Here is a 14,219-nt window from a genome sequence, read left to right on the forward strand (position 1 = left end):
GCTTGGGCAAGCATTCAGCAAGCCGACAAAACACCGCAGGCGGAACGTCGGGCACTGGCCCGTGCTTTCCGAAAGTCCTGATGCATAGCCTTGCGGACGACCGCATCGGCATCAGGCCCAGGGGTGCATCGGGCACCCGGCGTTCCGCACGCCCTCTCGCAAGAGGGCGGGAATGCAGCAGACGATGGCGCCCCCGCGCCGCAAATAACAGGGGCGATGACGCATGTCTGGAGAACAGTGGCTGTTTGACAGTTGAATCGGATGAGGCCGTAGGATGGGTAGAGCGCAGGCGCAGCGCGCCGGAGCGAAACCCATCATTCGCGCGCACAGAAGCGATGGGTTTCGCTCCGCTCTACCCATCCTACGCTGTGCACCACCATGCCCGGTAACGCAGAAGCAAGAGCCGAGGCTACCGCCCCCAAGAGGGAGAGAAGAACGAAGCGCTTTACTTTGCTCCGACCTTCTTGCCGCGATACATTAGATGCACCGCGCAGTTACATCCCGGCGGATGGGTCGCGAGTTCGTCATTGGCCGGAGCAGGCACGGCGACCGGCGCAGGCTCGGCACCCGCACCCGGAATGTAGTTCAGCACCGGGGCCAGCCAGCGTTCCACTTCCGCGACGCTCATGTTCTTGCGCGCGGCATATTCGTCGACCTGATCGCGCTCGATCTTGCCGACGCCGAAATAATAGCTCTCCGGATGGCTGAAATAGAGCCCGGAGACCGACGAGCCCGGCCACATGGCATAGCTTTCGGTGAGGGTCACGCCTGCGGTGTTCTCGGCATCGAGCAGCTTGAAGATCGTCGCCTTCTCGGTGTGATCGGGCTGTGCGGGATAGCCGGGAGCAGGGCGGATGCCCTGATACTTCTCCAGGATCAGGTCGTCGGTCGAGATGTTCTCGTCCGGCGCATAGGCCCAGAACTCCTTGCGAACGCGCTCATGCATGCGCTCGGCAAAGGCTTCGGCGAGGCGGTCGGCCAGCGCCTTGCACAGGATCGACGAGTAGTCGTCATTGGCGTTCTTGAAGCGGTCGGCGATGATGTCCTCGCCGATGCCGGCGGTGACCACGAAGGCGCCGATATAATCCGGCACATTCGACGATTTCGGCGCGATGAAGTCGGAGAGCGCGGCGTTGAAGCGCCCCTCGCGCTTCTCGAGCTGCTGGCGCAGCGTATGTAGCGTCGCGATTTCAGCCCCGCGACTGTCATCCGCATAGAGGCGGATATCGTCGCCCACCGCATTGGCCGGCCAGAAGCCGATGGTGGCCTTGGCGGTGAACCACTTCTCCTCGACGATGAGTTTCAGCATCTTCTGCGCGTCCTCGTAGAGCGAGGTCGCGACCTCGCCGACGACGCTGTCGGTCAGGATGCCGGGAAAGCGGCCCGCGAGCTCCCAGGTCTGGAAGAACGGCGTCCAGTCGATGTAGCGCGCGAGCTCCTCGAGCGAGTAATCGCTGAACGTCTTGATGCCGAGGAAGGTCGGCTTGCGCACAGTCCTGGTGAAGTCCGCGACATGGGCATTGGCACGCGCCTTGGTCAGGCTGAGCCGCTTCTTGTCCTGCTGCGCACGGAAATGCGCCGCCGAGATCTTCGCGTAATCCGCGCGCACTTCAGCGGCATAGGCCACGCTCTTGTCAGCGGAGAGCAGCGACGAGGCGACGCCCACGGCGCGGCTGGCGTCGTTGACATGCACCACGGCGCCGGCGCGGTAGTTCGGATCGATCTTCACCGCCGTATGGACGCGGCTGGTGGTGGCGCCGCCGATCAGCAGCGGCATGGTCAGGCCCTGCCGCTCCATCTCGCCGGCCAGAAACGTCATCTCGTCCAGCGACGGCGTGATCAGGCCGGACAGGCCGATGATGTCGGCGCCCTCAAGCTTGGCGGTCTCGATGATCTTCGATGCGGGCACCATCACGCCGAGGTCGATGACCTCGAAATTGTTGCACTGGAGCACGATGCCGACGATGTTCTTGCCGATGTCGTGCACGTCGCCCTTCACCGTGGCGAGCACGATCTTGCCGGCATTCTTGCGGCCGTCGCCGGCGATGCCCGCGGCGAGATTGTCGGCCTTCTCCTGCTCCATGAAGGGCATCAGGTAGGCCACCGCCTGCTTCATCACGCGGGCGGACTTCACCACCTGCGGCAGGAACATCTTGCCGTCACCGAACAGGTCGCCGACGATGTTCATGCCGGCCATCAACGGGCCCTCGATGACATGCAGCGGGCGCGCCACGGTGAGACGCGCGGCTTCGGTGTCCTCGTCGATATATTGGGTGATGCCGTGCACCAGCGCGTGGCTCAGGCGCTTCTCCACCGGCCATTCGCGCCAGGCGAGATCCTGTTCCTTGGCCTGCTTGGTCTGGCCGCGGAATTTCTCGGCCAGTTCGAGCAGCCGCTCGGAGGCGCCGGGGTCGCGGTTGAGGATGACGTCCTCGCAGACCTGGCGCAGCTCGGGATCGATGTCGTCATAGACGATCATCTGGCCGGCATTGACGATGCCCATGTCCATGCCCGCCTTGATGGCGTGATACAGGAACACCGAATGCATCGCTTCGCGCACCGGCTCGTTGCCGCGGAACGAGAATGACAGGTTGGAAACGCCGCCGGAAATATGCGCATGCGGCAGGTTCTGCCGGATCCAGCGTGTCGCCTCGATGAAGTCGACGCCGTAATTGTTGTGCTCTTCGAGGCCCGTGGCGATGGCGAAGATATTGGGATCGAAGATGATGTCTTCCGGCGGGAAGTTCAGCTCACCCACCAGAATGTCGTAAGCGCGTTTGCAGATCTCGGTCTTGCGCGCGAACGTGTCGGCCTGGCCGACTTCGTCGAAGGCCATCACGACCACGGCCGCGCCGTGACGCTGCGCGATCTTGGCTTCGTGGATGAATTTCTCCACGCCTTCCTTCATCGAGATCGAATTGACGATCGGCTTGCCCTGAACGCATTTCAGGCCGGCTTCGATGACGTGGAATTTCGAACTGTCGACCATGACAGGAACGCGGGCGATGTCGGGCTCGGAGGCGACGAGATTGAGAAACTCGATCATCGCCTTCTCTGAATCGAGCAGGCCTTCGTCCATATTGATGTCGATGACCTGCGCGCCGTTCTCGACCTGATCGCGCGCCACCTGAAGTGCCGACGTATAGTCGCCCTCGGTGATCAGCCGGCGGAATTTCGCCGAGCCGGTCACATTGGTGCGTTCGCCGACATTGACGAAGGGGATCGTCGAGGTCAGTTCGAATGGCTCCAGACCAGACAGGCGCAGGCGTGGTTCGATCTCCGGGACGATGCGCGGCTTGTGCGGCGCGACCGCCTTGGCGATGGCCGCGATATGGTTCGGCGTGGTGCCGCAGCAGCCGCCGACCACATTGACCAGACCGCTCGCGGCGAATTCGCCGATCAGCTTGGCCATGAACTCCGGGCTCTCGTCATACTGGCCGAATTCGTTGGGCAGGCCGGCATTCGGATAGGCGCAAACCAGCGTATCGGCGACGCGGCCGATATCTGCGATATGGGCGCGCAGGTCTTCGGCGCCGAGCGCGCAGTTGAAGCCGATGGTGGCGGGCCGTGCGTGCTTCACCGAATTCCAGAACGCTTCCGGCATCTGGCCGGAGAGCAGGCGGCCGGATTTGTCGGTGATGGTGCCCGAGATCATGACGGGCACGTCGATATTTCGTTCTTCGCAGATCTCGGCAATCGCATAGAGCGCCGCCTTGGCGTTCAGCGTGTCGAAAATGGTCTCAACCAGCAGGAGGTCGGCGCCGCCGTCGAGCAGTCCGTTGATCTGCTCGCTATAGGCGATGCGCAGATCGTCGAAGGTCACCGCGCGGTAGCCGGGATTGGCGACATCCGGCGAGATCGAGGCGGTGCGGTTGGTCGGGCCGATGGCGCCGGCGACAAAGCGCGGCTTGCCGTCTTCGGCAGCGACCGTGATGGCAGCGTTCTTGGCGAGCCGGGCGCCTTCGCGGCTCATCTCATAGGCGATGTCCTGCAGGTCGTAATCGGCCTGCGCGATCGAGGTCGAGGAGAAGGTATTGGTGGCGACGATGTCAGCACCGGCGCGCAGATATTGCGCGTGGATGTTCTCGATGGCGTCGGCCTGGGTCAGGATCAACAGGTCGTTGTTGCCGCGCAGATCGCGGTGGAAATCCTTGTAGCGCTCGCCGCGGAACGCAGCCTCGTCGAATTGCAGGCCCTGGATCATGGTGCCCATGGCGCCGTCGAGCACGAGAATGCGCTCGGCAGCGGCGGCAAGAAGTTCGGTACGCTTCGGCGAAACGGGTACGGACATGAGATCAGGCAGCTTTCTGCGCGCCGTTCGGCCGGAAGCCCAACAGGTGACTAATAGCGAAAACGAGATCGGCGCGGTTCATCGTGTAGAAGTGGAAATCGGCGACGCCCTGCTTGGCGAGCTTCTGCACCTGGCCGGCGGCGACGGTGGTAGCTACCAGTTTGCGCGTCTCGGCATCGTTATCGAGGCCATCGAACTTGGCGGCGAGCCAGTCGGGCACGGTGGTGCCGGCACGGGTGACGAAGGCGCGCGCCTGCTTGAAGTTATGCATCGGCATGATGCCGGGCAGCACCGGGATATCGATGCCGCGGGCGCGGACCCTGTCGAGGTAGCGGAAGTAGAGATCATTGTCGAAGAACACCTGGGTGATGGCGCGGGTCGCGCCGGCATCGACTTTCGCCTTCAGCGTATCGATGTCGGCATCGAAGTCGGTGCTCTCCGGATGCTTCTCCGGATAGGCGGACACCGTGACTTCGATATCGGGATAACGGTTACGAATACTGGAGACCAGATCGGCGGAGGTCTTGTAACCGTCCGCATGCGGTATATATTCCGTGCCGATGCCCGTGGTCGGATCGCCGCGCAGCGCCACGATGTGGCGGACGCCGGCCTCATGATAGCGGGTCACGACATCGTCGATTTCGCTTTTCGGCGCGCCGACACAGGTCAGATGCGCCGCCGGGGTGAGGGTGGTCTCCCTGAGCAGACGGACGATGGTGGCGTGGGTGCGCTCGCGGGTCGACCCACCGGCGCCATAGGTCACCGAGACGAAGGATGGGTTCAGCGGCGCCAGGCGCTCGATGGTGTCCCACAGGGTGCGGTCCATCTCCTCGGTCTTCGGCGGGAAGAACTCGAAGGAGATATTGGGAAGCTTGGTTGATATGGCCGGGTTGATCTCGGTCATCGCGTAGAACTCCACCGCGCGGGGCGGTACCGGGTGTCATCTGGCGCCAAGCCCGGGGGTTTTGGCTGCACTGCACAAAGATAGGCTATGGTCGGATAGTGAAATAGCCCATCCCGAGCGGTTTGAGGGTGGGAATTGGCCCAACATCCGTTTTATAAGCCAGATAATTTCAGTTTTCTTTTGGCCGGTGGGCAGGAGGGGCTCGCCGTCGTATTGACTGAAGTATTGACGTATTTTGGCAATTAAAGCGCTCGATGCTTGCTTAGCGGATATTCTTTAAATGTGGGCAGATATCATCCATATGAAATTATGCCTCAATATGTCCCACGGTTGGCGCCCTCTTTTGCCGCTAGCCAAGGGGAGGCGTGCGTCGCCCAGAACGCTCTTTGCCCTCTCGGATGGACGCACTAGCTTGGCCCCATGATCCCGCTCTCCATTCTCGACCTCTCGGTCGTCACCTCAGGCACGCCGCCCGCGGCGGCGCTCCGCAACAGCATCGATCTGGCCAAACATGCTGATGGTCTCGGCTATGTCCGCTACTGGCTGGCCGAGCACCACAATCTGGCGTCGGTCGCCAGTCCGGCGCCGGAAATCATGATCGGGCAGATCGCCGCGGTGACGCAGCATATCCGCGTCGGCTCCGGTGGCATCATGCTGCCGAACCATGCGCCGCTGATGGTGGCCGAGCGCTTCAAGATGCTGGAGGCGCTGTTTCCCGGCCGGATCGATCTCGGCCTCGGCCGTGCGCCCGGCACGGATGGCGCGACGGCCTATGCGCTGCGTAACCGTCTCGCGGGTCGCGAGGGCGATGACTTCCTGGAACGGCTGAGCGAGCTGGTGCTGTGGGAGACGCGGCAATTCCCGGCAGATCATCCCTATAACAACGTCGTGGCGATGCCCGATGACGTCCCGCTGCCTCCGCTATGGCTGCTCGGCTCCAGCGACTACAGTTCGGATCTCGCCGCGCAGGTCGGTATGGGTTTCGCTTTCGCCCATCACTTCGCATCCCATGATGCGGCGGATGCGATGGTGCATTATCGGGCGCGCTTCAAGTCCTCCGGCTGGCGCCAGGCGCCGTACGGGATTCTCGCGGTTGCCGTGATCGCCGCGGAGACCGATGCGGAAGCGGAACGTCTCGCCTCGTCAGCCGACCTCAATCGCCTTCGCCGCGACCGCGGCGAATACGCGCCGCTGCCGAGCGTCGAGGAGGCACTGGCCTATCCTTATAGCGACAGCGAAAAGATGAAGATCGCGCGCAATCGTTCACGGCTGTTTGTCGGCAGTCCGTCGACCGTGATGGAAAGGCTGCAGCCGCTCATCAGCGAATGCCAGGCCGATGAGCTGATGGTCATCACCGCGATGTATGATCACGAAGCGCGGAAGAAATCCTACAGCCTGCTGGCCGAGGCGTTTCAGCTGCAGAAGGCGGCGTAGTCGCAACAATTTCACTCGGCGATGTCGGGACAGGGCCTGGTCAAACGTCCTTGAGGCGGCGCCATCACTACACGAGGTAACCCATGCTCTATGCAATTCTGGCCTATCACGTCGAAGACGTTGTCGTGTCCTGGACGGCCGATCAAGACACGGCCGTGATGGCCAATCTTCACGAGATTCACGAGAAGCTGACAGCCGATGGCCAGATGGGGCCGGCTGCGCGGCTCGGCGGCACCAAGGGTGCATTCACCCTGCGCGGACCCGGTGCCGGCGTGGTGATCGACGGTCCCTTTGCCGAGACCAAGGAGCAGCTGCTTGGTTTCTATGTGGTCGATTGTGCTACCCGCGAGGACGCCATCGCGACCGCGCGGGATCTGCGCCGCGTCAATCCGACCGCAGTCTATGAAATCCGTCCGGTTCAACTCTTCCTGCCCGGATCGCCCATGGCAGCGACGCATGCGCTGACCGATCACGTCAGGCCCGCGGCGTCCTGAACCTGCCGGTTACGAGGTCGGTTCGCCGAAGGTCGCGCGGAATGGATGCGCCGGATAGACGCCGACGATCCTGAATTCGCGTGAGAAGAACTTCAGCTCTTCGAGCGCGAAAGCGAGGTTGCGGTCATCCGGATGGCCGTCGACATCGGCGTAGAATTGCGTGGCGAAGAATTCGCCGTCGACCATGTAGCTTTCCAGCTTGGTCATGTTCACGCCGTTGGTAGCGAAGCCGCCGAGGGCCTTATAAAGCGCCGCAGGCAGATTGCGGACGCGGAAAACAAAACTGGTGACCAGCGGTTCGGAGCCCTGCGGCGCCCATTTGGCGTCTTTGGAAAGGATGACGAAACGCGTGGTGTTGTGATCCTCGTCCTCGACGTCCTCGGCGAGAATTTCGAGTCCGTAGATATCGGCGGCGAGGCGGGAGGCCAACGACGCGCAGCTCTTGTCGCCGCGCTCGGCCACGGTTCGCGCCGAACCTGCGGTGTCAGCGGCGACGATGGCCTTGATCCCCAGCTTGCGGATGATGCGGCGGCACTGGCCGAGTGCGTGGACGTGGCTTTCCACTGTCTTGATGTCGGTGAGCTTCGCACCGGGTAGCGCCATCATCTGGTGGTGAATGGGCAGAAACCACTCACCGACGATGTGCAGGCCTGACGCTGGCAACAGATGGTGGATGTCGGCGACGCGGCCGGCGATCGAGTTCTCGATCGGAATCATGCCGAGATCGGCCTCGCCCGAGGTGATCGCGGCCAGCGCGTCCTCGAAAGTGGCGCAGGGCAGCGGCTCGGCATTCGGAAACGCCTCGACGATGGCGATGTGGGAATTGGCGCCGGGCTCGCCCTGGAATGCGATCTTCATGATCTGATTTTTGGGAATGGTCATGGCGGGCCTTGTATCAGTCGCTCAGGTTTTTGCCAGCAGGCGGCGTGCGGTTTCGAGATCTGCGGGGGTGTCGACGCCGAGTGGCACCGAATCCACGATAGCGGCATCGATCCGCATGCCGGCCTCAAGTGCGCGCAGCTGTTCGAGCTTTTCGCGCACCTCCAGCGTCGATGGCGCGAGTTTGACGAAGGCCTCGAGTGCGGCGCGCCGATAGGCATAAAGCCCGATGTGATGGTAGCGGGGCCCGTCGCCATAGGGCGCCGTGGCCCGGGTGAAATACAGTGCGCGTAGCCGCGCGGGACCGGCCGGCGAGCCGATCAGCTTCACCACGCTTGGCGCCGTGTGCTCCTCATCCTTGCGGATCTCGGTGGCCAGGGTCGCGATATCGACCGCGGGGTCGTCGAGCAGGCGGACCGCGGCGCTAATGTCGCCGGGCGGAATAGTGGGCAGGTCGCCCTGGACGTTGACGATGGTCTGCACCGTTCCGGCCGGGTCGAGTTTGCACAGGGCCTCAAAAATCCGGTCGGATCCCGAAGGATGATCCGGGGAGGTCATGACAGCCTCGAAACCGTGGGCGGTCACGGCGTCCGCGATGTCGGCCGTATCGGTTGCGATGGCCACACGGCCGATTCCGGCGTCCTTGGCCCGCTGTGCGACATGCACGATCATCGGCAGGCCGCCAATATCGAGCAGCGGCTTGCCGGGCAGGCGGGTGGCCGCCATCCGGGCGGGAATGAGCACCAGGGTGCGTGTGTCTGTCATGGCAAAATCGGCCTGGATTCCAGTGAGCTTCCCCCCGAAAAGTATGATGCGGATCAAAGGGAGCGGCGTTTATACGGGTTGCCAGAGGATGGGCAAACCGTTATCTCAAAACGGCAGGCCCGAGGGCCGCAGGAACATGATTCCTGAGTGTGTCGAGGCCGTTGGAGCGGCCTTCCAATGACCTAAAACGGCGTGGGGCTTTTCGACTATGGACTCCTTCGAACTCAACAAGATTATGGGCGCCATTCTCGGCACCTGCCTGATTCTGCTGGTGACGAATTTCACCGCCCAGGCCGTGTTTTCACCGAAGCATATGGAAAAGCCTGGCTTTGATATCGCCGTGAAGGAAGAGGCCGCCGGGGGCGCCAAGGCCGCTGCTGCACCGTCCGAACCGATCGAGAAACTGCTGCAGACCGCATCGGTTGAAAAGGGCGCGGCGGCTGCCAAGAAGTGCGCCGCCTGCCATACCTTCGAAAAGGGTGGCCCGAACCGTGTCGGTCCGAACCTGTTCGGCACCGTTAACGACCATGTTGGCCAGGGCAAGGGTGGCTTCAACTTCTCGGCAGCCATGAAGGCCAAGGGTGGCACCTGGACCTTCGAGGAACTGAACAAGTTCATCGCCAATCCGAAGGCCACCGTGCCCGGCACCGCCATGGGCTTCGCCGGCATTCAGAAGGACAGCGAGCGCGCCGACGTGATCGCCTATCTGGCATCGCTGGCCGATACGCCGGTGCCGCTGCCGACGGCGGCCAAGTAAAGGCGGCGACGTAACGGCTGTTCCGTCACAATCCATCATCGATCAAACGGCCAGGCTCAGCCTGGCCGTTTTCGTATCTGCATTACCAAAGCTTAAGCGGGACGTTTGGCCGCAACGCGTTAGGATGCAACCAGCGTGACGGGTGGTATCCTGCGGAAAAGCCGGCATAATCGGCCGAACCCTCGCCTTATATGGCTGTTCTAATAGACTGCTCCGGTTCACAGGATTCAGCACATTGACGATTTCCCGACGCCGCCTTCTCCAGACCAGCGCCTTCGCCGTATTTGCCCCTGTCATCGGTGGTGCCGGCAGCCTCTCCGTGATCGATGCAGCAAGTGCCCAGTCCATGGCTAAAGGTGCGGAGTGGCGCCACGCGCTGTCCCTGTTCGGCGAGATCAAGTATCCGGCCGAGTTCAAGCGCTTCGACTACGTCAATCCGGAAGCGCCCAAGGGCGGCACGGTCCGCCAGATCGCCATCGGCACCTTCGATAATTTCAACATCGCGGTGTCCGGCGTGAAGGGCAATATCGCCGGTGCCGTCGGGCTGATCTACGAGTCGCTCACGACAGCGTCGCTGGATGAGGTCTCGACTGAATATGGCCTGCTCGCGGAAGCCGTCAGCCATCCCGAAGATTATTCCTGGGTGTCATATCGGCTGCGTGCGAACGCCAGGTGGCATGACGGCAAGCCGGTGACGCCGGAAGACGTGATCTTCTCGCTGGAGTCTTTCAAGAAATATCACCCGCAATATTCCGCTTATTACCGCCACGTGGTGAAAGCCGAGAAAGTCGGCGATAGAGAGATCAAGTTCACCTTCGATGCGGCCGGCAACCGTGAACTGCCGCAGATCGTCGGCCAGCTCATCGTGCTGCCCAAGCATTGGTGGGAAGGCAGTAATGCGTCCGGTGCCAAGCGCGATATCGGCAGTACGACACTGGAAGTGCCGCTCGGTAGCGCCGCCTATCGCATCAAGGAGTTCGTGCCGGGCCGTTCGGTCTCAGTCGAGCGCGTGAAAGATTATTGGGGTCGCGATCTCAATGTGAATGTCGGCCGTAACAACTTCGACGAGCTGCGTTACGAATATTTCCGCGACGGGACGGTCGCGCTTGAGGCGTTCAAGGGCGACCAGGTGGATTGGCGCACCGAGAACAGCGCCAAGAACTGGGCGACAGCCTATGATTTCCCTGCGGTTGCCGAGAAGCGCGTCATCCTCGAGGAATTCCTCAACCGTTCGTCCGGCATCATGCAGGGCTTCGCGCTGAATATTCGCCGCGACAAGTTCAAGGACCCGCGCGTGCGCCGCGCGCTGAACTATGCGTTCGACTTCGAGGAGATGAACAAGCAGATTTTCTTCGGCCAGTACAAACGCATCTCCAGCTATTTCGATGGTACCGAGCTCGCGTCGTCAGGCCTGCCCGAAGGCAAGGAGCTCGAAATTCTGGAGACGGTGCGCGCCGAAGTGCCGCCGGAGGTTTTCACCAAGCCCTATACGAATCCCGTTGGCGGCAGCGCTGAAAACGTGCGCGGCAACCTCCGCGAAGCGTTGCAGTTGCTGAAGGATGCCGGTTACGAAGTCCGTGACCGCAAGCTGGTCAATGCCAAGACTGGCGCGCCGTTCGAACTGGAATTGCTCGGTGAGGATCCCTCGTTCGAGCGTGTGATGCTGTTCTTCAAACCGTCGCTGGAACGTCTCGGCATTGGTGTGTCCGTTCGCACCATCGACGCCACGCAATATGAGAACCGGCTGCGGAGCTGGGATTTCGACGTTGTCGTAGCGTCCTGGCCCGAGTCGCTGTCGCCCGGTAACGAACAACGTGAATTCTGGGGCTCGCAGGCTGCCGATATGGCCGGATCCCGCAACATCATCGGCATCAAGAATCCGGCGATCGACAAGCTGATCGAGCGGGTGATCTTCACCAAGGATCGCGACGATCTCGTTGCCGCCACCAAGGCGCTGGATCGCGTGCTGTTGTGGAATCACTTCGTGGTGCCGCAATGGACCTACAACAAGGTCCGCACCGCACGCTGGGATCGCTTCGGTCGTCCATCAGAGCCGCCGAAATACGGGCAGTCGGGTTTCCCCGCCATCTGGTGGTACGACGCCGACAAGGCCGCCAAGATCGGCAAGCGCTCTTGAGGAGCACATCGCGCATGGCGCAGCTCAATCGTCGGCACGTGCTGGGTCTCGGGATCGGCGCCATCGCGGCCTCGCGTTTCAGTCCTGTGCTGGCACAGGCGCCGAGCGAAGCCCACGGCATCTCCGCCTTTGGCGATCTGAAATATCCTGCGGATTTTCCGAATTTCGATTACGTCAACGTCAAGGCGCCGAAAGGCGGTGTCTTTTCGACGGTGCCGTCGAGCCGCGCCTTCAATCAGTCATTCCAGACCTTCAATTCGCTGAACGCCTATATTCTCAAAGGCGACGGCGCGCAGGGCATGGGCATGACCTTCGCGCCGCTGATGGTGCGCGCCGGCGACGAACCCGATGCGATGTACGGGCTGGTCGCGAAGTCCGTGCAGATCTCTGCCGACGGTCTGACCTATCGTTTTACGCTGCGGCCGGAAGCGCGCTTCCACGACGGCAGCAAGCTGACCGCACGCGATGCGGCGTTTTCGCTGATGGTGCTGAAGACCAAAGGCCATCCCATCATCACGCAGCAGATGCGCGACATGGTGAAGGCCGAGGCCGTCGATGACGCGACACTGGTGGTGACTTTTGCCGAGAAGCGCGGACGCGACGTACCGCTGTTCGTTGCGGGGATGCCGATTTTCTCGCAGGCCTATTACGAGAAGCATGCGTTCGATGAGTCCTCGCTGGAGACGCCGCTCGGCAGCGGCCCTTACAAGGTCGGACGTTTCGAAGTCGGGCGCTATATCGAGTTCGATCGCGTGAAGGATTGGTGGGCCGCAGATCTTCCGGTCAATCGGGGCAGCTACAATTTCGATACGGTAAGGTTCGACTTCTATCGCGATCGCGACGTGGCTTTCGAAGGCTTCACAGGCCGCAATTATCTGTATCGCGAGGAGTTCACCTCACGCATCTGGAACACGCGCTACGATTTCCCGGCAGTGAAGGATGGTCGGGTCAAGCAGGAGATGCTGCCCGACGATACACCGTCCGGCGCGCAGGGCTGGTTCCTCAATACGCGCCGCGCCAAATTCAAGGATCCGCGCGTGCGCGAGGCGCTCGGCAATGCGTTCGATTTCGAATGGACCAACAAGACCATCATGTACGGCGCCTATGTTCGCACGGTGTCGCCGTTCCAGAACTCTGACCTGATGGCGACCGGTAAGCCGACGCCGGAAGAGCTCGCATTGCTTGAGCCGTTCCGGGACAAGGTGTCGAGCGAAGTGTTCGGCACTCCCTATGTGCCGCCAACATCGGATGGGTCGGGGCAGGACCGTGCGCTGCTGCGCAAGGCCATCCAGCTGTTGAACGAGGCCGGCTGCGTGATGAAGGACGGCAAGCGCATGACTGCGCAGGGTGAGCCGTTCAAGATCGAGTTCCTGCTCGATGAGCCGGCGTTCCAGGCGCATCACATGCCCTATATCAAGAATCTCGGCACGCTCGGCATCGAGGGCAGTGTGCGCCTTGTCGATCCCGTGCAATTCCGTGCACGCCGTGATGATTTCGATTTCGATGCGGCCATTGAGCGCTTCAGCTTTTCGACCATTCCCGGCGATTCCCTGCGCTCGTTTTTCTCGATGCAGTCGGCAACCACCAAAGGCTCGAACAATCTCGCCGGCATTTCCGATCCCGTCGTCGATGCGCTGATGAACGAAGTCATCGCCGCCGATACGCGGCCGAAACTGGTCTTCGCGGCGCGGGCGCTGGACCGCGTGATCCGTGCCGGGCGTTATTGGGTGCCGCAATGGTATTCGGCCTCGCATCGCGTGGCCTATTGGGATGTGTTCGGCCATCCCGCCAATCTGCCGAAATATATCGGCGTCGGTGCCCCCGATCTGTGGTGGGCGTCCGCCAAACCTTCAAGCGAGCAGGCCAAATAGCATGGGCGCATATATCGCACGGCGCGTGCTGCTGATGTTTCCCACGCTGCTGGGAATCCTGTTCGTCTCCTTCGTCGTGGTGCAGTTTGCGCCCGGTGGTCCTGTCGAGCGCGTGATCGCGCAGCTCAGCGGCGCAGACACCGGCGCGTCGCGTGTCTCCGGCTCGTCGGGGGGGGACTTCGGTAACCGGGCGCAGCCGGGCGCCGCGGGCGATGCGGTGAACTCGAAATATCGCGGTGCGCAGGGGCTCGACCCGGATTTCGTCAAGAGCCTTGAAAAGCAGTTCGGCTTCGACAAGCCGGCGCCGGAACGCTTCGCGCTGATGCTGTGGAACTTCGCCCGCTTCGATTTCGGCAAGAGCTATTTCCGCGACACCACGGTATTGCAGCTGATCAAGGAGAAGCTGCCCGTCTCGATGTCGCTCGGCATCTGGATGATGCTGATCACCTACCTGATCTCCATCCCGCTCGGCATCCGCAAGGCGGTGCAGGACGGCTCGCGCTTCGATACGTGGACCTCGGCCGTCATCATTGTCGGTTTCGCCATTCCCGGCTTCCTGTTTGCGATCCTGCTGATCATCCTGTTCTCCGGAGGATCGTTCTGGAGCATCTTCCCGCTGCGCGGCCTGACCTCGGATGGCTGGAGCCAGTTCCCGTGGTACTGGAAGATCATCGACTATTTCTGGCA

9 protein-coding genes and 1 pseudogene are annotated in these 14,219 nt (G+C 62.0%); 6 read left to right on the plus strand and 4 right to left on the minus strand.

Annotated elements, in window-relative coordinates; genetic code table 11:
• Positions 1–445: 445 nt before the first annotated feature.
• Both metH and metF read right to left on the minus strand, forming a co-directional pair.
• Entirely contained in the window at positions 446–4,291 is a 3,846-nt protein-coding gene (gene metH / locus ACEK02_RS08785; protein WP_371421341.1) for a methionine synthase, read from the minus strand.
• Between the two features lie 4 nt (positions 4,292–4,295).
• On the minus strand, positions 4,296–5,195 hold the full coding sequence (gene metF / locus ACEK02_RS08790; RefSeq protein ID WP_371421342.1) for a methylenetetrahydrofolate reductase [NAD(P)H]: 900 nt from the start codon (positions 5,193–5,195) through the stop codon (positions 4,296–4,298).
• A gap of 420 nt (positions 5,196–5,615) precedes the next feature.
• Here metF and ACEK02_RS08795 point away from each other — a divergent pair, with 420 nt between their 5' ends.
• Both ACEK02_RS08795 and ACEK02_RS08800 read left to right on the plus strand, forming a co-directional pair.
• Positions 5,616–6,629 carry an LLM class flavin-dependent oxidoreductase gene (locus ACEK02_RS08795; protein WP_371421343.1) on the plus strand — a complete coding sequence of 338 codons (1,014 nt, stop codon included), beginning with the start codon at positions 5,616–5,618 and terminating at the stop codon, positions 6,627–6,629.
• Between the two features lie 83 nt (positions 6,630–6,712).
• Positions 6,713–7,123 carry a YciI family protein gene (locus ACEK02_RS08800; RefSeq protein ID WP_371421344.1) on the plus strand — a complete coding sequence of 137 codons (411 nt, stop codon included), beginning with the start codon at positions 6,713–6,715 and terminating at the stop codon, positions 7,121–7,123.
• Between the two features lie 9 nt (positions 7,124–7,132).
• On the opposite strand, the gene ACEK02_RS08805 is transcribed toward ACEK02_RS08800, so the two are convergent.
• Positions 7,133–7,981 carry a prephenate dehydratase gene (locus tag ACEK02_RS08805; RefSeq protein WP_371421349.1) on the minus strand — a complete coding sequence of 283 codons (849 nt, stop codon included), beginning with the start codon at positions 7,979–7,981 and terminating at the stop codon, positions 7,133–7,135.
• 45 nt (positions 7,982–8,026) lie between these two features.
• Entirely contained in the window at positions 8,027–8,767 is a 741-nt protein-coding gene (locus tag ACEK02_RS08810) for a 3-deoxy-manno-octulosonate cytidylyltransferase (RefSeq protein ID WP_371421345.1), read from the minus strand.
• Between the two features lie 208 nt (positions 8,768–8,975).
• Between ACEK02_RS08810 and ACEK02_RS08815 the strand changes: the two genes are divergently transcribed.
• The 4 genes and pseudogenes from ACEK02_RS08815 to ACEK02_RS08830 all read left to right on the plus strand — a co-directional run.
• The gene (locus ACEK02_RS08815) at positions 8,976–9,524 is read left to right on the plus strand and encodes a cytochrome c family protein (RefSeq protein ID WP_371421346.1); all 549 of its coding nucleotides are present in this window, start codon (positions 8,976–8,978) and stop codon (positions 9,522–9,524) included.
• Between the two features lie 235 nt (positions 9,525–9,759).
• Positions 9,760–11,661, plus strand: a complete 1,902-nt coding sequence (locus ACEK02_RS08820) for an extracellular solute-binding protein (RefSeq protein ID WP_371421347.1) — start codon at positions 9,760–9,762, stop codon at positions 11,659–11,661.
• 14 nt (positions 11,662–11,675) lie between these two features.
• A complete protein-coding gene (locus ACEK02_RS08825; RefSeq protein WP_371421348.1) occupies positions 11,676–13,532 on the plus strand; it encodes an extracellular solute-binding protein in 1,857 nt (618 codons plus the stop codon).
• A 1-nt stretch (position 13,533) separates the two neighbouring features.
• Positions 13,534–14,219 (plus strand): annotated as a pseudogene (locus ACEK02_RS08830) (microcin ABC transporter permease); the annotation flags it as partial.

It is taken from the genome of Tardiphaga sp. (genome assembly GCF_041424195.1).
GTDB lineage: Bacteria > Pseudomonadota > Alphaproteobacteria > Rhizobiales > Xanthobacteraceae > Tardiphaga.

What these genes read in the sequence shown, in the direction of transcription:
- metF (WP_371421342.1), bottom strand. Translation starts at nt 5,195, where the DNA reads ATGACCGAGATCAACCCGGCCATATCAACCAAGCTTCCCAATATCTCC.
- ACEK02_RS08800 (WP_371421344.1), top strand. Translation starts at nt 6,713, where the DNA reads ATGCTCTATGCAATTCTGGCCTATCACGTCGAAGACGTTGTCGTGTCC.
- ACEK02_RS08795 (WP_371421343.1), top strand. Translation starts at nt 5,616, where the DNA reads ATGATCCCGCTCTCCATTCTCGACCTCTCGGTCGTCACCTCAGGCACG.
- ACEK02_RS08810 (WP_371421345.1), bottom strand. Translation starts at nt 8,767, where the DNA reads ATGACAGACACACGCACCCTGGTGCTCATTCCCGCCCGGATGGCGGCC.
- ACEK02_RS08805 (WP_371421349.1), bottom strand. Translation starts at nt 7,981, where the DNA reads ATGAAGATCGCATTCCAGGGCGAGCCCGGCGCCAATTCCCACATCGCC.
- ACEK02_RS08825 (WP_371421348.1), top strand. Translation starts at nt 11,676, where the DNA reads ATGGCGCAGCTCAATCGTCGGCACGTGCTGGGTCTCGGGATCGGCGCC.
- ACEK02_RS08815 (WP_371421346.1), top strand. Translation starts at nt 8,976, where the DNA reads ATGGACTCCTTCGAACTCAACAAGATTATGGGCGCCATTCTCGGCACC.
- metH (WP_371421341.1), bottom strand. Translation starts at nt 4,291, where the DNA reads ATGTCCGTACCCGTTTCGCCGAAGCGTACCGAACTTCTTGCCGCCGCT.